Source organism: Acidocella sp. C78 (genome assembly GCF_907164655.1).
Genome location: NZ_CAJQZK010000088.1, coordinates 1 through 19,173 on the forward strand (window position 1 = coordinate 1; position 19,173 = coordinate 19,173).

General features: G+C 64.9%; 22 protein-coding genes and 1 tRNA gene. 16 read left to right on the plus strand and 7 right to left on the minus strand.

The annotated features are described in order from the left end of the window. The first annotated feature begins 306 nt into the window (after positions 1-306). The 10 genes from ACIDOCELLA78_RS93940 (at position 307) to ACIDOCELLA78_RS93985 (ending at position 7,666) form a co-directional block, all read left to right on the plus strand. Positions 307-600, plus strand: a complete 294-nt coding sequence (locus tag ACIDOCELLA78_RS93940) for an STAS domain-containing protein (protein WP_201729490.1) — start codon at positions 307-309, stop codon at positions 598-600. Next, complete coding sequence (locus ACIDOCELLA78_RS93945; protein WP_201729491.1) at positions 597-962, plus strand: response regulator; 366 nt, start codon at positions 597-599, stop codon at positions 960-962. The genes ACIDOCELLA78_RS93940 and ACIDOCELLA78_RS93945 overlap by 4 nt, the downstream gene beginning before the upstream one ends. A gap of 14 nt (positions 963-976) precedes the next feature. Continuing rightward, complete coding sequence (locus ACIDOCELLA78_RS93950) at positions 977-3,187, plus strand: chemotaxis protein CheA (RefSeq protein ID WP_201729492.1); 2,211 nt, start codon at positions 977-979, stop codon at positions 3,185-3,187. Between the two features lie 15 nt (positions 3,188-3,202). Beyond that, a complete protein-coding gene (locus tag ACIDOCELLA78_RS93955; protein ID WP_324482417.1) occupies positions 3,203-3,655 on the plus strand; it encodes a chemotaxis protein CheW in 453 nt (150 codons plus the stop codon). Next, on the plus strand, positions 3,652-4,548 hold the full coding sequence (locus ACIDOCELLA78_RS93960) for a protein-glutamate O-methyltransferase CheR (protein WP_201729493.1): 897 nt from the start codon (positions 3,652-3,654) through the stop codon (positions 4,546-4,548). The genes ACIDOCELLA78_RS93955 and ACIDOCELLA78_RS93960 overlap by 4 nt, the downstream gene beginning before the upstream one ends. Continuing rightward, complete coding sequence (locus ACIDOCELLA78_RS93965) at positions 4,545-5,603, plus strand: chemotaxis response regulator protein-glutamate methylesterase (RefSeq protein ID WP_201729494.1); 1,059 nt, start codon at positions 4,545-4,547, stop codon at positions 5,601-5,603. Before ACIDOCELLA78_RS93960 ends, ACIDOCELLA78_RS93965 begins: the two co-directional genes overlap by 4 nt. Next, positions 5,603-5,998, plus strand: a complete 396-nt coding sequence (locus ACIDOCELLA78_RS93970; RefSeq protein WP_201729495.1) for a response regulator — start codon at positions 5,603-5,605, stop codon at positions 5,996-5,998. The genes ACIDOCELLA78_RS93965 and ACIDOCELLA78_RS93970 overlap by 1 nt, the downstream gene beginning before the upstream one ends. Beyond that, on the plus strand, positions 5,995-6,564 hold the full coding sequence (locus ACIDOCELLA78_RS93975; protein WP_201729496.1) for a chemotaxis protein CheD: 570 nt from the start codon (positions 5,995-5,997) through the stop codon (positions 6,562-6,564). The genes ACIDOCELLA78_RS93970 and ACIDOCELLA78_RS93975 overlap by 4 nt, the downstream gene beginning before the upstream one ends. Before the next feature lie 76 nt (positions 6,565-6,640). Further along, the gene (locus ACIDOCELLA78_RS93980) at positions 6,641-6,976 is read left to right on the plus strand and encodes a hypothetical protein (RefSeq protein WP_249676459.1); all 336 of its coding nucleotides are present in this window, start codon (positions 6,641-6,643) and stop codon (positions 6,974-6,976) included. Positions 6,977-7,420: 444 nt separating this feature from the next. Then, positions 7,421-7,666, plus strand: a complete 246-nt coding sequence (locus tag ACIDOCELLA78_RS93985; RefSeq protein WP_249676474.1) for an acyl carrier protein — start codon at positions 7,421-7,423, stop codon at positions 7,664-7,666. Positions 7,667-7,682: 16 nt separating this feature from the next. On the opposite strand, the gene ACIDOCELLA78_RS93990 is transcribed toward ACIDOCELLA78_RS93985, so the two are convergent. Beyond that, positions 7,683-8,228, minus strand: coding sequence for an ester cyclase (locus ACIDOCELLA78_RS93990; RefSeq protein WP_201729498.1), 546 nt, complete (start codon positions 8,226-8,228; stop codon positions 7,683-7,685). A 200-nt stretch (positions 8,229-8,428) separates the two neighbouring features. Here ACIDOCELLA78_RS93990 and ACIDOCELLA78_RS93995 point away from each other — a divergent pair, with 200 nt between their 5' ends. Beyond that, complete coding sequence (locus tag ACIDOCELLA78_RS93995) at positions 8,429-9,265, plus strand: MBL fold metallo-hydrolase (RefSeq protein WP_201729499.1); 837 nt, start codon at positions 8,429-8,431, stop codon at positions 9,263-9,265. A 51-nt stretch (positions 9,266-9,316) separates the two neighbouring features. Here the strand turns inward: ACIDOCELLA78_RS93995 and rpoH are convergent, their stop codons facing one another. Continuing rightward, positions 9,317-10,228, minus strand: coding sequence for an RNA polymerase sigma factor RpoH (gene rpoH, locus ACIDOCELLA78_RS94000; protein WP_201729500.1), 912 nt, complete (start codon positions 10,226-10,228; stop codon positions 9,317-9,319). A gap of 264 nt (positions 10,229-10,492) precedes the next feature. Continuing rightward, on the minus strand, positions 10,493-11,470 hold the full coding sequence (locus ACIDOCELLA78_RS94005; protein ID WP_249676504.1) for an RluA family pseudouridine synthase: 978 nt from the start codon (positions 11,468-11,470) through the stop codon (positions 10,493-10,495). A gap of 70 nt (positions 11,471-11,540) precedes the next feature. Between ACIDOCELLA78_RS94005 and ACIDOCELLA78_RS94010 the strand changes: the two genes are divergently transcribed. The 3 genes from ACIDOCELLA78_RS94010 to ACIDOCELLA78_RS94020 all read left to right on the plus strand — a co-directional run bounded on the left by ACIDOCELLA78_RS94010 (position 11,541) and on the right by ACIDOCELLA78_RS94020 (position 12,260). Next, positions 11,541-11,954, plus strand: a complete 414-nt coding sequence (locus tag ACIDOCELLA78_RS94010; protein WP_201729501.1) for a hypothetical protein — start codon at positions 11,541-11,543, stop codon at positions 11,952-11,954. A gap of 8 nt (positions 11,955-11,962) precedes the next feature. Next, positions 11,963-12,148, plus strand: coding sequence for a DUF2256 domain-containing protein (locus ACIDOCELLA78_RS94015; protein WP_201729502.1), 186 nt, complete (start codon positions 11,963-11,965; stop codon positions 12,146-12,148). A 36-nt stretch (positions 12,149-12,184) separates the two neighbouring features. Next, positions 12,185-12,260 (plus strand) — tRNA-Glu (locus ACIDOCELLA78_RS94020). A gap of 204 nt (positions 12,261-12,464) precedes the next feature. Here the strand turns inward: ACIDOCELLA78_RS94020 and ACIDOCELLA78_RS94025 are convergent. Next, on the minus strand, positions 12,465-13,535 hold the full coding sequence (locus tag ACIDOCELLA78_RS94025; protein ID WP_249676477.1) for an alpha/beta fold hydrolase: 1,071 nt from the start codon (positions 13,533-13,535) through the stop codon (positions 12,465-12,467). A 282-nt stretch (positions 13,536-13,817) separates the two neighbouring features. On the opposite strand from ACIDOCELLA78_RS94025, the gene ACIDOCELLA78_RS94030 reads away from it, so the two are divergent. Together ACIDOCELLA78_RS94030 and ACIDOCELLA78_RS94035 are read left to right on the plus strand one after the other, a co-directional pair. Beyond that, entirely contained in the window at positions 13,818-15,011 is a 1,194-nt protein-coding gene (locus ACIDOCELLA78_RS94030; protein ID WP_201729503.1) for a serine hydrolase, read from the plus strand. A gap of 300 nt (positions 15,012-15,311) precedes the next feature. Further along, positions 15,312-15,953, plus strand: a complete 642-nt coding sequence (locus ACIDOCELLA78_RS94035; protein WP_201729504.1) for a DsbA family protein — start codon at positions 15,312-15,314, stop codon at positions 15,951-15,953. An 11-nt stretch (positions 15,954-15,964) separates the two neighbouring features. On the opposite strand, the gene ACIDOCELLA78_RS94040 is transcribed toward ACIDOCELLA78_RS94035, so the two are convergent. The 3 genes from ACIDOCELLA78_RS94040 to ACIDOCELLA78_RS94050 are packed head-to-tail and all read right to left on the minus strand — an operon-like array spanning position 15,965 to position 19,046. After that, positions 15,965-16,789 carry a carbohydrate ABC transporter permease gene (locus tag ACIDOCELLA78_RS94040; protein WP_201729505.1) on the minus strand — a complete coding sequence of 275 codons (825 nt, stop codon included), beginning with the start codon at positions 16,787-16,789 and terminating at the stop codon, positions 15,965-15,967. 1 nt (position 16,790) lies between these two features. Beyond that, positions 16,791-17,714, minus strand: coding sequence for a carbohydrate ABC transporter permease (locus ACIDOCELLA78_RS94045; protein ID WP_201729506.1), 924 nt, complete (start codon positions 17,712-17,714; stop codon positions 16,791-16,793). A 24-nt stretch (positions 17,715-17,738) separates the two neighbouring features. Beyond that, positions 17,739-19,046: an ABC transporter substrate-binding protein gene (locus tag ACIDOCELLA78_RS94050; RefSeq protein WP_201729507.1), complete on the minus strand. Its 1,308-nt coding sequence runs from the start codon at positions 19,044-19,046 to the stop codon at positions 17,739-17,741. Between the last annotated feature and the right edge of the window lie 127 nt (positions 19,047-19,173).

Here is a 19,173-nt window from a genome sequence, read left to right on the forward strand (position 1 = left end):
ATCTTCCTCGCCGCAGGATCTCCGAAGTCCGTCGCGGATCTGCGGAGGGTATCCTGAGTGGGGACATGGGACGTGACCGTTCTTGATCATCCGGTTGGCCGGCATCGGCAGCCCTGGCGAGGGCGCGCGCGGCCGCCCCTCCTTCCGGCTCTCGTCGGGAGCGGGCGGTGACCGTGCCGGTTTTCCCCCTCGGGCGCTGCCCTGCCCGTCGCGGCATCCGCTCCGGCCGTATCCCCCGTTTAAGTTACCGGGCGCGTCATCGCGCCCGCGCCTGCGAGCGGAAGCTTGCCGAGGAGCACCCCAACCATGACTGACACCGCGGACCCGTTCGCGCTCGATCCTGTTCTCGACCTCAAGGCGGCGTCTCCTCTGGCGCAAGGGCTGCTCGCGAAACGCGGCACCGATCTGCGGATCGATGGTTCGCTGGTCGAGCGGCTGGGCGGCCAATGCCTGCAGGTCCTGCTTTCGGCCCGGTCCACCTGGGAGGCGGATGGCCATGCGTTCGTGATCGAACGCATGGCCGCGCAGATGGAAGCAGCGCTCGAATTATTCGGCATCGGTCCTGCCGCGTTTCAATTTCAGAAGGATATAGTCGCGTGACCAAGACGATTCTCACCGTGGATGATTCGCGCACCATGCGTGACATGCTGCGCATGTCGCTGGTCGAGGCGGGGTATCGGGTGGTGCAGGCCGAGGATGGTGTGCACGGCCTTGAGGTGCTGCAGGTCGAGACGCCGGACGTCATCGTGACCGACATCAACATGCCGCGCCTCGATGGTTTCGGGTTCATCGAGGCGGTCCGCAAGGATGCCACATGGCGCACCACACCGGTGCTGGTGCTCACCACCGAGGTGGACCCCGAAAAGAAGGGGCGGGCGAAGGCTGCTGGTGCAACGGGCTGGATCGTCAAACCCTTCGATCCGGTCAAGCTGGTCGATGCGATCCGGCGTGTTGCGGCATGATGGGAGTCTGACCGATGGATCCGATGGCGGAGATCCGCGAAACCTTCTTCCAGGAATGCGAGGAACAGCTCGGCGAGCTTGAAACCGGGCTGATGCGGATGGAGTCGGGGCAGACCGATTCCGAGACGGTGAATGCCGTCTTTCGTGCCGTCCACTCGATCAAGGGTGGCGCCGGCGCGTTCGGTCTGGAAGATCTCGTGCATTTCGCTCATGTCTTCGAGACGGTGCTCGACCTGATCCGCGCGGGTCGGCTGGAGCCGTCGCCGGAGGCGATGCGCGTCATGTTGCGCGCGTCCGATGCGCTGGCCGATCTGGTGCGCGCGGCGCGCGACGGCAGCACCACCGATCCCGTGCGGATCGCCTCGATCGTGTCGGAACTGCGGCAATTGACCGGCGAGCCCGACGCCGGCGACGCCGAGGATGACGATTTCGCCGACATCGCCTTTGCGGCAGTGCCGGTCACGATCGAGACCGAGGCTGCGCCGCCGCCGGGCTGGATCGTCCGGTTCAAGCCCCTGGCCGATCTTTACGCCAAGGCCAATGAGGCTGGGCTGCTGCTGCGCGAGCTTGGCCGCCTCGGCCCGATGCGGGTGACGGTCGATGCCGAAAGCCTGCCGGATCTCGCCGCCCTCGATCCTGAGGGGGCCTATCTCACATGGACGATCGTGCTGGATGCGGACTGCACGGAGGACATGATCCGTGCCGTGTTCGAGTTCGTCGAGGACGATTGCGAAATCCAGATCGAGAGGAACCTGCCCGCCGACGTGGCTGTGGCCGCGAGTTCGTCCGCCGTCGCTGCGGATGCCGGGCAACCCTCCGACGACGAGATCCTTGCCTTGCTGCGGAACGCGGCGGCGAGTGTGGAGGCGCCAGCGGTCATCGAGCCCGAGATCGTGGTGGCTCCGCCTCCGCCGCCTCCGGCAGTTTCGCCGCCGCCGGAGCCCGAGCCCGCTTCGGCGTCTGCCGAAGCGCCAGCCGCGCGCAACGATGCCGCGCAGGGCGTGGGGGCGACCATCCGTGTCGATCTCGACCGCGTGGACCGGCTGATCGACCTCGTCGGCGAGCTTGTCATCAACGAGGCGATGCTCTCGCAGCGCGTGTTCGAGGCCGGGCTTGCCCGCGCCTCCGCTGTCATGACGGCGTTGGACGAGCTTGAGCAGCTGACGCGCGAAATCCAGGACAGCGTGATGGCGATCCGCGCGCAGCCCGTGCGCTCGGTCTTCCAGCGCATGCCGCGCCTCGTGCGCGAGGTCGCGACGATGACCGGCAAGCAGGTTCGCCTGCTGACCGATGGCGAGACAACCGAGGTCGACAAGACGGTGATCGAGCGGATCGTCGATCCGCTGACCCACATGATCCGCAACGCCATCGATCACGGTCTTGAATCAACCGAGGCGCGCCTTGCGGCCGGGAAGCCGGCCGAAGGTCTGGTGAAGCTGACCGCGCTGCACCGTTCAGGCCGGATCGTCATCGAAGTCGAGGATGACGGGGCCGGCATCAACCGCGAGCGGGTGCGGGCGAAGGCGGTGGAGAAAGGTCTTGTCTCGCCCGACGCCCCGCTTACCGACGAGGAGATCGACAACCTCATCTTCATGCCCGGATTCTCCACCGCAAGCGAGATTTCCGACATTTCGGGGCGTGGCGTCGGCATGGACGTGGTGCGCCGGTCGGTGCAGGCGCTGGGCGGACGCATTTCCATCGCCTCGCGGCCGGGCAAGGGCTCGACCTTCACGCTCAGCCTGCCGCTCACCCTCGCCGTGCTGGATGGCATGGTCGTCAGCGTCGATGGCCATACGCTGATCGTTCCCCTGAGCGCCATCGTGGAGACGCTGCAGCCACGGAGCGAGCAGGTGCATACGCTCGGTGTCGATGTCCGGGTGCTGGCCATGCGCGGAGGGTATATCCCGCTGGTCGATGTCGGCGCAGCACTCGGCTATCGCGCCATGCCGGCGGAGCCCGAAAAGAGCGTGGCGCTGCTGGTCGAGGGCGAGGGGGGCGTGCGCGCCGTCCTTGTGGTCGATGGCATTCAGGGCCAGCGCCAGGTCGTGATCAAGAGTCTCGAGGCGAATTACCGGGCGGTCCCCGGCATCGCGGCAGCCACCGTGATGGGTGACGGCCGGGTCGCCCTCATCCTTGATGTGGATGCGATCGTTTCCGTGACGCGGAGCGACAATCTGCGGGTCGACGCATCTCGTGTCGAACCGATCCTCATGTCAGCGAGTTGAATGATGAATGAAGTCATGACCAGCGGGTCCGGGGCCCGCGAACTGATTGCCTTCCGGGTCGGCGTTCAGGAATTCTGTGTCGACATCATGGCGGTGCGTGAAATCCGCGGCTGGACGGCGGCGACGGTTCTGCCGCAGTCGCCTGGATATATCTGCGGCGTGATCAACCTGCGCGGCGCGGTGCTGCCGATCGTCGATTTCGCGGTCAGGCTCGGTCTGCCCCGCTCGGAGCCGACCGCGCGGCATGTGATCATCGTCGTGCAGATCGACCGCCAGATGGTCGGCCTGCTGGTGGATGCCGTGTCCGACATCCTGACGATGAATGACAATGCAATCCAGCCGACGCCGGATGTGGCTTCGGACGTGGTCAAGAGTTTCGTGCGCGGGCTGATGCCAGTGGATGGGCGGATGATCAGCCTGATCTCGCTCGATCACGTTCTTCCGGCTGTGGAACGGGAAGCCGCATGAGCCTACGGCCGCGACCACGGCGCGAAAGCGAAGGTCTGATCGAAGGCGCGGAATATGTCCTCACCCGAGAGGATTTCCGCACCATTGCCCGGATCATGCGTGAGGAGGCGGGGATTGCGCTGCCCGAGGCCAAGGCCACGCTCGTGTATTCGAGGCTGGCGAAGCGCATCCGGACGCTCGGGCTCGAAAGCTTCGCCGAATATTGCGAGCTTGTCGAAAGCGCGGCGGGCGGCGCCGAGCGGCAGGAGATGCTCGGCGCGTTGACCACGAATGTCACGCGGTTTTTCCGTGAGCCGCATCATTTCGACCATCTGCGCACCCGGGTCCTGCCGCCGCTATTGGCCCAGGCGCGCAGCGGTGGGCGGGTGCGGCTGTGGTCGGCGGCCTGTTCCAGCGGCCAGGAGCCCTATTCGATGGCGCTCACCGTTCTGGCCCTGCTGCCCGAGGCGCCGCGCTATGACATCCGGATCCTCGCCACCGATATCGACCGCACGATGCTCGCGACCGGCCGGGCCGGGCTGTATGACGCCTCCGAGATCACCGCGGTGCCGCAGGAGCTGCGCGAGCGCTGGTTCGAGCCGGCCAACAACAATTCGCCCAAGTTCCGGATTGCGGAGGCCGCCCGATCGCTGGTGGCGTTCCGCTCCCTGAACCTGATCGGCAACTGGCCCATGCGCGGCCGGTTCAATGCTGTGTTCTGCCGCAATGTTGCAATTTATTTCGATGACGAAACGCAAAAGCAGGTCTGGGCCCGCATGGTGCCGCTGCTCGAGGAGGGCGGCGCACTCTATATCGGCCATTCGGAACGCGTGAGCGGCCCGGCCGAAGCGTCTCTCCGGAGCGATGGGATCACAACCTACCGGCTCATGGCTCCCCGGGGGACGAAAGGATGACGGTACGTGTTCTGATCGTGGACGATTCGGCCACGATGCGCGGCGTCATCGCCGCCTCGCTCCGGCGCGATCCCGAGATCGAGATCGTCGGAGAGGCCGGCGATCCCTACGAGGCTCGCAGCGCCATCAAGGAACTCAACCCGGACGTGATCACCCTCGATGTCGAGATGCCGAACATGAACGGTCTCGATTTCCTGGAAAAAATCATGCGGCTACGGCCGACGCCGGTGATCATGGTCTCGAGCCTTACCTCCGAGGGCGCGCGGGCGACGCTGCAGGCCCTGGAGATCGGCGCGTTCGACTGTGTGCCGAAACCGGCACTCGGCGACCGCCATGAATTCGATCTGCTGGGCGAAAAGATCAAGGCGGCGGCGAAGACCAGGCTGCGGATGCGGCCGCGGGAGGCGGGCGCTGCGCGGCCGGCATCGGTCACGCAGTCCGGCAATTTCCGGCCCGACGGGCGGTTGATCGCCATCGGGGCGTCCACCGGCGGTGTCGAAGCGCTGATCGAGGTGCTGTCCCGTTTTCCTGCCAATTGCCCGCCGACAATGGTGGTGCAGCACATGCCGCCGGCCTTTACCCGCAGCTTTGCCGATCGCCTGAACAGGCTCTGTGCGCCGACGGTGACGGAGGCCCAGAACGGCATCGCGGTACAGCCAGGGCATGTCTATGTCGCCCCCGGCGATGCACATCTCGAACTGGCCGGCACGATGAACAATGGCCGCCTGCACTGCCGCCTGCACGATGGCGAGCGCGTCAGCGGGCATCGGCCTTCGGCCGATGTGCTGTTCACATCCTTCGCCCGGGTCGCGCGCGGGCGCGGGCTCGGGGTGATACTGACCGGCATGGGGCGCGATGGCGCCGAGGGGCTGGCCGCGATGCGCGAGACCGGCGCCGAGACGATCGGCCAGGATGAGGGCTCCTCGATCGTCTATGGCATGCCGAAGGCCGCCTTCGAGATCGGCGCCGTGGGCCGCCAACTGCCGCTGACCACCATTGCCGATCACATCGTCAAAAGCACCAACGCCATCTCCATCACCCGGGAGCCAAACTAATGCCTGTTGCCAGCTCGTTGAGCATTCTTATCGTCGACGACCAGCAGACGATACGCAGCCTCGCGCGGGTTGGGTTCGACGCAATCGGAATCGGCGAAGTGATCGAGGCCGAGGATGGCGAAGAAGCGCTCAAACTGCTCCTGACCCGCAAGACGCCAATTCATCTTGTGATCTCCGACTACAACATGCCCAAGTTCAACGGTCTCAGCCTGTTGCGGGCGATCCGCGCGCATGGGCCGATCAGCAAGACGGCCTTCATCATGCTTACCGGACGGGCCGACAAGCAGATGGTGATGAGCGCCGTCGAGCACGGGGTGAACAATTACCTGGTCAAACCCTTCACGACCGAAGCGCTGAAGGAAAAGATCGAAGCCGTGCTCGGGACGCTGACGTGACGCTTGCAGGCCCTCCCTCGCTGGACCTCGCCCGCCGAATCAACATCGTGCAGGGCGAATATCGGGTCGAGCGCGATCCTGATATTGTGCTGTGCACCATTCTTGGCTCCTGTGTCGCCGCCTGCCTGTGGGATCCGATGGCGGCGGTCGGAGGGATGAACCATTTCCTGCTGCCCGGCCAGTCTTCCGTCCGCTCCGGTGGCGGGGCGGCCCAGCGGTACGGCGCCTATGCAATGGAACTGCTGATCAACGATCTGCTCCGGCATGGCGCGCGGCGCGAGCGACTCAAGGCGAAGCTGTTCGGCGGGGCCTGCCTGGTAAAGGGGCTGACGGATATCGGCCGTCTGAATGCCGAGTTCGCCGAGCGCTTCCTGAACGCCGAGAGCATCGAGATCGTCGGCGGCAGCCTGCGCGGCGAGCGCGGGCGGCGCATCCAGTTCTCCCCTACCACCGGGCGCGCCCGACAGACATTGCTTGCGGCAGATCAGCCTGCCGTTCTGCGCGCCGAGCCCGATCTGCGCACCCTCAAGACACCACCGCCCAGCGGTGCGGTCGAACTGTTCTGAACGGATATCTGCCATGGCCGCCTACAGGACACCCCAGGATTCCACCGAAACCAGGCTTGAAGTCATGTCGTCCAGCATGCCCATGAACGAGCTGTTCGGGATCATCGAGGCGGAACTGGTCGATCTCGGCGCCTATGCGCTGCGGATGCAGGAAGTGCTGAGCCCGGCCCTTGTCGCCTCGCCGCAGAGCAGCCTCTACCGCCAGGAAGCGCAGATGCTCGACATCCTGACCCAGAGGTTGCAGGGGCTTCACACATTCATGGAACATTTGCGGCTTGTCCTGCCGGATGGCTGGTCGATCGATCCGGGCCGCGCGGCGCGCGAAGTTGTCGTCGGGGCGCTGGCCGAACGCCTCAGCGGCGTCAAGGAGCCGACCGTTACAAGCGCTTCCGGGGATCTCGAACTTTTCTAGCACCGCATCCGACCGGATATGGCCGGCCGATCCGTTAGAGCATCATCCGATCGGATGGAGTCATCTGCTTGGGTAAAGATGGTTTAATTATCAAAATGATAGAGCGTTGCATCCGATCCGGATGGATCGGAAAGTGCTCTAATGGCGGCAGGATTGCCAGACGGACGGCGTCTCCCGCCCGGCCCGACAGGATTGGACATTGATCATGCCAGAGACCAGGACTTGGCAAATATTTGATTTCATCATTTTGCAAAATCGTGTTTGGTCCGGTCTCGTCGCCGGGTCAGGCTTCCCGTCACTTTTGGCAGGAGGCTGTACCGGCGACACGCGCAGGCCATGCGGCAACAAGCATGGACGCGTGTTGCGGCAACAATGGCCGTGGCAGGGAAGGAGACGGTGGTGAGGATGGCAGATCAGCCCGACGATATCGCCACGCGAGTCGCAATGATCTTCGCCCGCCTGTTCCCTGATCTGCCGCAGAGTGAAATTCCGGTCGCGTCCATGCGCTCGGTGCGGGATTGGGATTCGATCGCAACGCTCAGCCTCATCGTGGAGGCGGAAGAAGAATTCGGAATCACCATCGGGTTCGACAGCGCCGATGTGGTGGAAAGCTTTGACGATCTCTGCCGGATTGTTTTGCGCCGCCGCATCGGCTTCGAAGACATACCGGCCTGGCATCTGCGCCACTGATGCCCCAGGCGGCGGTTCAGATCGGCTTGCCCTCGCTGGTGGCCCAGGCGGCCATCAGCACGTTGCTCTGCTGGCTCTTGTCCAGCACCTTGCGCGCCGTCTCGGCTCCCGCGACGGGCAGGCCCGCTGGATCGAGCAGGCCGAGCTGAACCAAAACCGAGGCCTGATCCCAATAGATATGCTCGTGAACCAGCTTGTCGCCGTCGAACTGCACGATCGCGACAAGGGGAATCTCGACGCGGCGGCCTGTGGGCGGAATGCCGGGCACCATCCAGTCGATCTCGGATGTGTGGGTGAAGCGGAAGATCATCTCGTCGACGATGCTGCTCGCCCCCACGGTGCGGCTGACCGGCACCATTTCCGTATCCGGCGGGTTGGCACCGATGAAATGATATTTGTAGAACCGCTTCAACTGGTCATGGCCGACACCGCCTGTCATTGTCGGGATGTGGTTGACGTAGGGGGTGGCAACCATCGTCGCCATCGTGGCGTCGACGTCCCGGGTCTCGAATTCGTAGCGGCAATGCGCCTCCCAGAGCGCTTCCAGATCGTGTTGCGACATACCTTGTTCCTCCCTGCGGTGCTTGCGGGCCGGCGCGCACCCGCCCTGGAACGGATCATCCGCTTTCGCCCGGTCAAGAGCAAGGCCGGCCGCCGGCCCCGTGCATGCTGGTCAAGCAGGGCGGCACCGGTCTAAGCTTTGCGGATGAAACATTGCACTTGTCCTGAATTCCGGAGGCGGGCGCGTGGCCCGGCGGCCTCGTGCCGTTCCTGACCGAGGCCGAGCCGCGGCGCGGCATTGCCCATGACGTGTTGCCCGGAATCCGGCGGGTCGTGGCGCGCAACCCCGGCGTCATGACCTATCACGGCACCAATACCTGGCTGATCGAAGCGGCGGATGGGCTGACCGTGCTCGATCCCGGGCCGGACGATCCAACCCATGTGGGCGATGTGATCGAGGCGGCGGCCGGTGTGCCGATTCGTCGAATCCTGCTTTCGCACACGCATCGCGACCATCTGGGCGCCACGGCGGGCCTGCAATCGGCCACGGGGGCTACCACGTATGGGTTTCACCGGCCGGCGACGAAGCTGTTTCAGCCCGATCGCCCGATCGGCGAGGGCGATGTCGTCGCCGGGCTGACCGCGCTGCACACGCCGGGTCATGCGAGCGACCACCTCGCCTTCGCCTATCACGTGCCGGAGGTGGGCGAAGTTCTCTTCAGCGCGGATCACGTGATGTCGTGGTCGTCCTCGATCGTCAATCCGCCGGATGGCGACATGAAGGACTATTACGACAGCCTGGAGCGCCTGCTCGGGCGGTCGGATGTGCTGTATCTGCCGGGTCACGGCCCGGTGCTGGAACGGCCGCGGGAACTGGTGCGGGAGATGCTGGCGCATCGGCAGAAGCGCGAAACCGCCATTCTCGAGGCTTTGCGGGCCGGGCCGGCCACGGTGACCGACATCGCTGCCCGGCTCTATGCGAAACAGGACCCGATGCTGAAAATCGCCGCCGAGCGCAACGTGCTGGCGCATCTGCTGAAGCTGCGCGCCGAGGCGCGGGCCGAAGAACATGGCGAGGTATGGCGGGTGGCGGCCTGAAACGCCGCCCGTGAAAAACCCCCGGCATCAGCGGATGCCGGGGGGCTCAATTCAGGCGATGGCGCGGTCGGCCAAGGCTTGGCGCTGTTCGGCGCGCTGTTCCGCGACCTGCGCCTTCATCGATTTCTGCAGCTTCTCGAAAGCACGAACCTCGATCTGCCGCACCCGCTCGCGCGAGATGTTGTATTGCTGCGAGAGATCCTCGAGCGTCGTCGGGTCGTCCTTGAGACGGCGCTGGATCAGGATGTGCCGCTCGCGGTCGTTCAGCGTCTTCAGCGCGGTGGCGAGAAGCGCGCGGCGGCCGGTCATTTCCTCGTGCTCGCCGATCGCTTCTTCCTGACTGTCCGCATCGTCGACCAGCCAGTCCTGCCACTCGCCCTCGCCATCCATGCGGATCGGCGCGTTGAGGCTGTGGTCGGGCGCGGTCAGGCGGCGGTTCATGCTCACCACGTCCTGCTCGGGCACGCCGAGCACGCGAGCGATCTTTTCCACCTGCTCGGGCTGCATGTCGCCATCGTCGATGGCCTGCATCTGCCCCTTGAGCCGGCGCAGGTTGAAGAACAGCTTCTTCTGCGCCGCCGTGGTGCCCATTTTCACCAGCGACCACGAATGCAGGATATATTCCTGAATCGCGGCACGGATCCACCACATCGCATAGGTGGCGAGGCGGAAGCCGCGTTCCGGGTCGAACCGCTTGACCGCCTGCATCATTCCGACATTGCCTTCGGAAATCAGCTCGCCCACCGGCAGCCCGTAGCCGCGATACCCCATGGCGATCTTGGCCACCAGGCGCAGATGCGAGGTCACCAGCTTGTGTGCGGCGGTCTGGTCGTTGTTGTCGCGCCAGGCGCGGGCAAGCCGGTCTTCCTCCTCCGGAGAAAGCATCGGGAACTTGCGGATTTCCTGCAGATACCGGGCGAGGTTGCCTTCGCTCGGGGCCATTGTACTGACGCCAGAGGCCATTGGTAGCTCCTTTCGTCTATCTCTACGGAGCCGGCAGACAAATGGATGCGGAGAATCCGAACCCTCGTGATGCCAGCCCCATTCCAGCGGAGTATATATTCAGGTCAGCGATCTTGCCTTGTCACGCTCCCGCGAGAACCCCTGAAAAGGCAGTAACCAGCAGGACAGACCGCCAAACCCAAACTCCGGCTTTGACTGTGGCGTATGTACTACGCCTCAGGGTTGCATGTCAACAAAAAGGACCATTCAAGTCCGGTATTGCAGTCATACGTGATCGGTCATAGCAGCGAGATGTGACAGCAATGTTGCGAGATCTGCCGGCGGCGCGGTCTCGAAGCGCAGCGCCGCGCCGCTGCGCGGGTGGGTAAATCCCAGGATCGCCGCGTGCAGGGCCTGGCGTGGAAAGTCGAGAAGCCCGTCGCGCTGGGGCTGGCGGATCTGGCTTGCGGCGGCCGGGCGGCGGCGGAGATAGACCGGATCGCCGACCAGCGGATGGCCCTTGCTGGCGAGATGCACGCGGATCTGGTGGGTTCGGCCGGTGGCGAGGCGGCAGGCGAGCAGCGCCGCGCCCAAACCGAAGCGTTGCAGCGTGCGATAGCGGGTCAGCGCCGGCTTGCCGCCCCGCGCGACGATGGCCATGCGCTTGCGGTCGCGCGGATCGCGCCCGATCGCGCCCTCGATCTCGCCTTCGGCCGGCTGCGGCGCGCCCCAGCACAGCGCCAGATATTCGCGCTCGATCTCCCGCGCCGCAAAGGCGGCGGAGAGGGTGTGATGCGCGAGTTCGGTCTTGGCGGCGACCATGAGGCCGGACGTATCCTTGTCGAGCCGATGGACGATGCCCGGCCGGCGCTCGCCACCGATGCCGGCCAGGCTGTCGCCGCAATGGGCGATCAGCGCGTTGACCAGCGTGCCGTCCGGATTGCCGGGGGCGGGATGCACAACGAGGCCGGCAGGCTTGTCGATCACGATCAGGTCGTCATCTTCATGCAGGATCACGAGGTCGATCGCCTGCCCCTGCGGCGTCGCCGGCGCGGCCGGCGGCAAGGCGAGGGCATAGGCGGCGCCGGGCCGCACCGCCGCGGAGGGCAGGGTGATTGTCGCGCCGTCGCAGGTCACCGCGCCGGCCTCGATCAGCGCCTTCAGCCGCGAGCGCGATATCTCCCCGAGGCGGGCGGCCAGAAACCGGTCGAGCCGTTCGCCGCGATCGGCCTCGGTGGCGTGGAACGGCTCGCCCCGTAGGATGGCGTATCCGCCGGCAGGCTGCCGGCGGATGGAAGGTCTTGAGCGGCTGCGTTGATTTCGGAGTTCACGAATGCAGGATACACCAATCCGGCCACGGCCGGCACGCGAGGCTGGCCCGCAGAATCTGCGGGGGCTGAAAGCCCTCGTGATCGGGCTTGGCATACTTGTCGTGCTGGGCACCGCGCTTGTCATCGGGGTCATGGTCAAGCGGCTGATCGCGCCGAAACCGACGGCCGTGCGAACGGCGGCGCTCGTTTCCGCCGCCCCGGGCGTTGCCGCCGCGCCACCGGGGGCGGCTGCGCCCGCTGCGCCCGGGCGACCCTTTTCCGTGGTGCTGCCCGGCGGGGCGGGCGCGCAGGTTACCGGCCTTGCCGCGGCGGGCGGCCTTGTCGCCGTTCTGCTCCGCGGCGGCCAGGGAAGCGAGGTCGTGTTCATCGACCCGCGCACCGGGCGGGTGGCCGGCACCGCTGCGACGGCACGCTGACAGTGCCGATGCGGCGCAAGGCTGATTTGCCCAGCAAGATCTGCGAGGCCTGTGGCCGGCCCTTCGCCTGGCGGCGCAAATGGGCGCGCAGCTGGGAGACGGTGAAATTCTGTTCCGACGCCTGCCGCACCGGCCGGCGCGACGCGGCACGGGCCCGCCTGCGTCCGGCGGGAAAACCGCACGACGGCGCTTGATGAAGCCGGCGAACTCGATTATCTACCGCGCACGGCGTCCCGTTCGTCTAGAGGCCTAGGACACTGCCCTTTCACGGCGGCAACAGGGGTTCGAATCCCCTACGGGATACCATTATTTATCAACGGTTTATATACCGTTTTTCGCTTCTCCCCTTACGTCATACGGAATACAGACGGCATATGCGGGAATGTGGTCCCTCCGCCATCCCCCGCTCGTCATGATTGCGTGATCGCTGTTCGCCCGCGATCGGCGGGCACGGTGCCGGCCGCTGGTCTCACGATTTTGTGGGCCAATGGCCGGGCAGCTCGGCCGCTTTCAGGGCGCCGCGAGCAGATCTTTCAGCGCAGCATCGACCTGCGGCACGTAGGTCGGCTCAAGCGCGAACAGGCCGGCATGGCCGAAACGGGTGTCGATCACCCTGAACGCGGCGCCCGGCGTCAGCTTCGCCTCTTCCTCGCAATCTGCCGGCGGGAAGAACATGTCGGAACTCAGGGCGAGCACCGTGGTCCTTGCCCGGATTCGCCCGAGTGCCGCGGCAAGGTCGCCATTGGCATGGCGGCTGACGTCGCCACGCTGCCACTTTCGTGCCATCAGGATCAGGTTGTTCGGGTCCATCGGCAGGAAATAGGCGTTCAGAAACCCCACGAAAAAATCGTCCAGCGAGGAAAAGCCGAGGTCGCGCCAGAGTTCGAGGCGATAGAACTCCTGGCACAACCCGGTCAGCGCGAACGCCCGTGCGTGGCGGATCAGGCCGGCCCGCACATCTCCCGAATTCCTGTAATGACCATCGTTGAATGCAGGATCGGATGTCAGCGCATCGATGAAACTCTGTCCGATCAGCCTGCAATGCGGTTTGTTCTTCGCCGTGCCGGCAATCGGCGCCGCGCGCCTCACGAAATCGGGATAGCGCACGGCCCATTCATAGGTCTGCTGTGCGCCCATCGATGCGCCGACCACCAGTTGCAACGCTTCAAGGCCGAATTTTTCGGTCACCAGCCTGTACTGCGCGACGACGTCGTCACCGATGCGCACGCTCGGGAAATCGGGGCCGTGGAACGCCCCCTCGGTGTTGTGCGGCGACGAGGACAGGCCGCTGCCGATCTGATTGGCGATGATGATGAAATAGCGCTCGGGATCGAGCGCCCGGCCGGGCCCGACCAGCGTCTGCTCCATGATCTTGCTGGTGCCCGAATACCATGTCGGGATCAGGATCGCGTTGTCCCTAGCTGCGGACAGGCGGCCATGCGTCGCGAAAGCGAGTTTTGCCCCGCGAATCGTGCCGCCATCCTCGAGCACGAAATCACCGAGATCGAACATCTCGAACGGGCCATGCAACTCCTGACCGTAATACGCGCTCATCCTGCCCTCCCATGCGGTCGTGCCCATGCGATCGCATCGCTGCGACGCCTGCTTTCCCGCGCCAGAATGTCGCGGAGTTTGGTTCTGGCAACAATACAGCCGCCAAGGTGGCTGTCACGATTGTTGCGTTTCCGAACACCGAATGTAATGCGGCGCCGGTCAGCTGTTGTGGAAATCAGTCATCGTGCTCAATATCAGCGCAAATGCCCGGTCGGGTAGATCGCAATACTCGTTATCGGCGACATTGCCGTCGCGATCCGCGAGGGCTGGCCGGTTGCGCCGGCGGAATGTTTCAAGGGGGGAACCAGAATGAACGCAGAATTCAAAACCGCGGCGGATGCCATCCTCAACCGAGTCGTCGACACGAGCCCGCATGTGCCGGGCGTGGTGGCGATGGCAACCGACCGGAAGGCGAACATCTACGAGGGCGCGGCCGGCGTGCGGACGATGGGCAACAGCCAGAAGATGACCACTGACACCGTGTTTGCGATATTCTCGACGACCAAGGCGGTCACCGGCACGGCCGCGCTCCAGCTCGTCGAGGAGGGAAAGCTCGATCTTGACGCGCCGGCGAGGGCCTATGTGCCGGAAATCGGAGACCTTCAGGTTATCGAGGGGTTCGATGCGAGCGGCAAGCCGAAGCTGCGGGCCCCGAAGCGGGAGATCACCACAAAAATGCTCCTGCTGCATACCGCTGGCCTCGGCTACGATTTCTTCAACGAGACCTATAACCGGCTGTCACAGGAGCAGGGGCTGCCGAGCGTCATCACGGCGACCAGGGCCTCGCTGCGCACGCCGCTGCTGTTCGACCCGGGCGAGCGGTGGGAATATGGCAGCAACATGGACTGGTGCGGACTGGTGATCGAAGCCATCGCCGGAAAGCGGCTCGGCGAGGTCTGCGAAGAGCGTATCTTCAAGCCACTCGGCATGACCGACACCACCTTCGAGATCACCGAAGCCCTGCGCGCGCGCTGCGCCGGGATGCATGCCCGCGGCGCGGACGGCTCGTTGACGCCGATGGAATTCGAACTCACCAACACGCCCGAGGTCCATATGGGTGGGCATGGGCTTTACAGCACGGTCGGCGACTACATGAAGTTCATCCGCATGTGGCTGAACGACGGCGACGGGCCTCATGGCCGGGTGCTGAAGCCCGAAACCGTCGCGATGGCGGTGCGGAACCATCTCGGCGACAAGAAGATCAGGGTGCTGCCGGGGGTGATCCCCTCGCTCTCGAACGATGCCGAGTTTTTCCCGGGCCTGTCTAAATCCTGGTCCTACTCCTTCATGGTGAACGACGAAACGGCGCCCACCGGCCGCCCGGCCGGCGCTATCGGCTGGGCCGGTCTTGCCAACCTGTTTTACTGGATCGACCGTGAAAACGGTTTCGGCGGATTCTGGGCGACGCAAATCCTGCCCTTCGCCGATCCCGCATCCTTCACCGGCTATATGGATTTCGAAACGGCGCTCTACCGGAACTGCGCCACCCGCAAAGCCGCCTGATCCGCAGGGGCGGCGCGCGCCGCCCCGTCCGGCATCAAGTCCGGTGTCGTTTTCACGAACCGCGCGGCCGGCCATACCCGATGGCCGGCCAGCGCCATTTCGCGCCGCGTTCGGGCTGGATGGCCTGTTTCGGCCTGTCCCGGCTCGGTCCGGCGGTGCGACCCCAATCTCTTTCCGTCGTCCGATGGAAGCGGCTGTCTTGATTCAGCGGCGTGATCGTGAAATATATAAAATAGATCGATTGTTCTAAAACGGCGCGGCGTGTCGCCCTGGCCGCGGCAAACTTCAAGGAGAGCCCCGATGGAAGGACCCCACCTCGTCTATTTCGCGGACCCGATGTGTTCCTGGTGCTGGGGCTTTTCGCCGGTGATCGACGCAATCAGCCAGACCTTCGGCGACGAGCTGCCGATCAGGCTGGTGCTCGGCGGCCTGCGGCCGCGCACGGTCGAGCCGATGGATGACAGCGGCCGGGCGGATGTCCGCAGCCACTGGGAACATGTCCACGAAGCCTCCGGCCAGCCCTTCGATTTCGCGTTTTTCGATCGTCCCCGCTTCGTCTACGACACCGAGCCGCCGTGCCGCGCTGTCGCCGTCATCCGCCGGCGGGGCATGCAGCCGGCGCTTGCCGCCCTGAAGCGGATTCACCGCGCGTTCTACGCCGAAAACCAGGACGTGACCGATACCGAAACGCTGGTGCGGCTCGCCGGCGAGATCGGCGTCGATCCCGATCAGTTCCGCGCGGAGTTCACGTCTGACTCGGCAATCGAGGAAACCTGGGCGGATTTCGAACTCACCCAGGGCGCCGGCGTGCGCGGTTTTCCGACGCTGATCGCAGGACAGGGTGACGAGGGGCGCTATGCTCTCGTCACGCACGGGTTTCAGCCGGCCGCCCGCATCCTGCCGGCCCTGGAAGGCTGGTTCGACAAGGCCCGCGCCGCCTGACGCCGGGCCGCTCAGTCCTTCAGCGCGCCGGACATGCCGGCGACGTAGTATTCGACGAAGAAGAAATACACGAGGACGACCGGCAGCGTGCCGAGCAGCGCGCCGGACATCAGCTGCCCCCACTGGAACACGTCGCCGCGCATCAGCTCCGTCGTCAGCCCGACCGAAATGGTCTTGTTCGACGATGAGAACATATAGATCAGCGCGTAGAGATATTCGTTCCAGGAGAGGGTGAAGGAGAAGATCGTCGACGAGATCAGCCCCGGCACCGAGAGCGGCAGGATGACGCGGAACATGATTCGCGGCCAGCTCGCGCCATCGACCAGCGCGGCCTCTTCCAGCTCGCGCGGGATGGAGCGGAGGAAGCCGATCAGCAGCCAGGTGCAGAAGGGGACGAGGAAGGTCGCGTAGATCGGGATCAGCGCCCAGAGCTTGTTGAACCAGTGCAGCTTGATCAGCACCGAGGCGAGCGGGATGAACAGGATCGCCGGCGGCACGACATAGGAGAAGAAGATCGCGGTCGAGAGCGCGCGGGCGCCGAAGAAGCGCAGGCGGACGATGGCGAAGGCGGCGAAGAACGACACGGTGACGCTCAGCAGCGTCGCACCGGCCGAGACGAACAGCGTGTTGGCGAACCAGCGCGGATATTCGGTGGTGGTGAGCAGGCCTATGATGTTGCCGAGCGTCGGGTGGAAGACCCACCACGGGTTGGGCGAGTTGAGCAGCTCGGGCTGCGATTTCAGCGCCGTCAGCACCATCCAGTAGAAGGGCAGCAGCAGGAACAGCAGCATCAGCCCGAGGGGAAGCCAAAGACGCCAGCCGGCGCGGTCGGTCATGTCAGCTTCCCTCCCGTGTCGAGCGCAGGGCGATGAAGGCGAGGATCAGCATGATCGGGATCACCGAGGCGGCGATGGCCGCACCCTGGCCGAGCGTGCCGCCGTTGATCGCGCGCTGATAGGCGAGGGTGGTGAAGACCTGCGTCGCGTTCAGCGGGCCGCCGCGCGTCATCGTCCAGATGAGCTGGAAGTCGGTTACGGTCCAGATCGTCGAGAAGGAGAGCAGGATCGTCGTCACCGGCAGCAGCAGCGGCCAGATGATGCGGCGGAAGATGGTGAAGCGCGTCGCCCCGTCGATCGAGGCGGCCTCGATCAGGTCTTTCGGGATCGCGGTGAGGCCGGCGAGATAGCCCATCGCGAAATAGGGGATGCCGCGCCAGACATTGACGACGATGAGCGAGATGCGGGCAGGCCAGGTTTCGCCGAGGAAGTTGATGTAGCCGTGGATCAGGCCGAGCTTCATCAGCAGCCAGCTGATCGCCGAGAATTGCGGGTTGAGCAGCCAGTTCCAGGCCAGCGCCGAGAGCACGGTGGGCGCGACCCAGGGCAGCAGCATGATCGCGCGGGCGGCGCGGTAGCCGCGGAAGCGGCGGTTGAGCAGCAGCGCGAGGCCAAGGCCGAGGAAGAGTTTCAGCGCCTCCGAGCAGACCGTGTACATCAGCGCGTAGAAGACCGCGCCCTGATAGACCGGGTCGTGGAAGAGCTGGATGTAGTTGCGCAGCCCGACGAAATGCGCCGGCGAGCCGAGCACCGCGTCGCTCAGGCTCAGCCAGATGCCGAGCCCGAGCGGATAGGCGAGCAGAAGAACGAGGATGAGGCTCGCGGGGGCGGCGAGGAGCAGGCCGAGAACGTTCGGCCGGTCGAGCATCCGCCGGAGCCACGAGCCGCTGGGCCGGCCGGCAAGGGCAGGCGACGAAGATGACATGCGTGTCCCCTGCCGGCTGTCGGATCAGGCGCCGTAGATTTCGCGAAGCTGCTGGGCCGCGCGTTTCGCCGCCTCCTGCGGCGCGGTGCCGTGGACGCAGACATCGGCGAACATGTTGACGATGACGAAATCGTTCAGCGCGGTGGCGGCGGCGCGGCCGGGCTTGCCGGCATAGCCTTCCGGCAGGTTGTCCACCAGCGCGTCGCGATACGGGGTGATGTTCGGGTTCGAGGTCCAGATCGGCAGCTTGGCGTAGTCCTTCAGCGCCGGGGTGACATAGCCGAACATCGCCGTCAGCCAAGGGGCCATCTGCGGCTTCTCGCTCATGAAGCGCAGATATTCCTTCGCCGCGTTCGGGTATTTCGAATATTTGAAGATGAAGGCCTGCGAGAACAGGTTGAACATCGTCTGATGTCCGACCGGGCCGACGGGCATCGGCGCGTTCCGCGTGTCCTTGTAGATTTCGGGGAACTTCTCCTTCGCGACATACCAGATGCTGATGCCGTTGATGGTCGCGCTGATCTGCCCGGCGAGGAAGGCCTGGTTGTTGTTGATGTCGAGCCAGGAGGAGACACCCGGAATCATCGTCTCATACAGCGCCTTGGCGTATTTCAAGGCCTCGTAGGTTTCCTTCGACTCGATGGTGACCTTGTTGTTCTCGTCGACCTGCTTGCCGCCGAAGCCCCACAGCACCCAGTGCGTCCAGGTATTGGCGTCGCCCACCGCGTGGCCGAGGGCGAGGCCGATCGGGTGGTTCTGCTTCTTCAGCTTGCGCGAAAGGTCGAGGAAGCCGTCGAAATCCTTCGGGAAGGTGTCGTAGCCGGCTTCCTTCACCCAGCTTTCGCGATAGGCGACGGCATCGCCCGGGCCGCCGATCGGCACCGCGATCCAGCGCTTCTGGGCGTCGTCATAACCGTAGGTGCGGGCGATGTTGTAGAAGCCGCCATATTTCTTCTCGAGATAGCCGCAGACGTCGGAAACATCGACCAGCTTGTCCGGATAGATGAACGGATCGTCGTAGAAGCCCATGATGATGTCCGGGCCGGAGCCGAGCTGGGCGGCGAGGCCGGATTTCGCCTGCACCTCGTCCCAGCTGATTTCCTGGATCGAGACCGGCACGCCGGTCGCCTTGGTGAAGGCTTCCGAGTTCATCTTCCAATGCTTGTCATCGGCGCCGACGAAGCCGGTCCAGCGCAGCATCTGCAGGTGCGCGCCCTTTTCGATCGGCAGCATCGGCTTGTAGCCGGCCAGGGCGATATCGGGCGCCGCACCGGCGGCGAGCGCCCCGGCCGCGGTGAGTTGCATCAGGCGCCGGCGAGAAAATTCCGTCATCTGCGTTCCTCCCAAGGGATTTTGTCTTGTCCGTTGGCGTATTTTATACAAAACATACAGAAAGAGGCAACGATGAATTTCCATCCGCCGGCGCGGCCCATCGCCGCCGGGTCGGAACAGCGGGGCC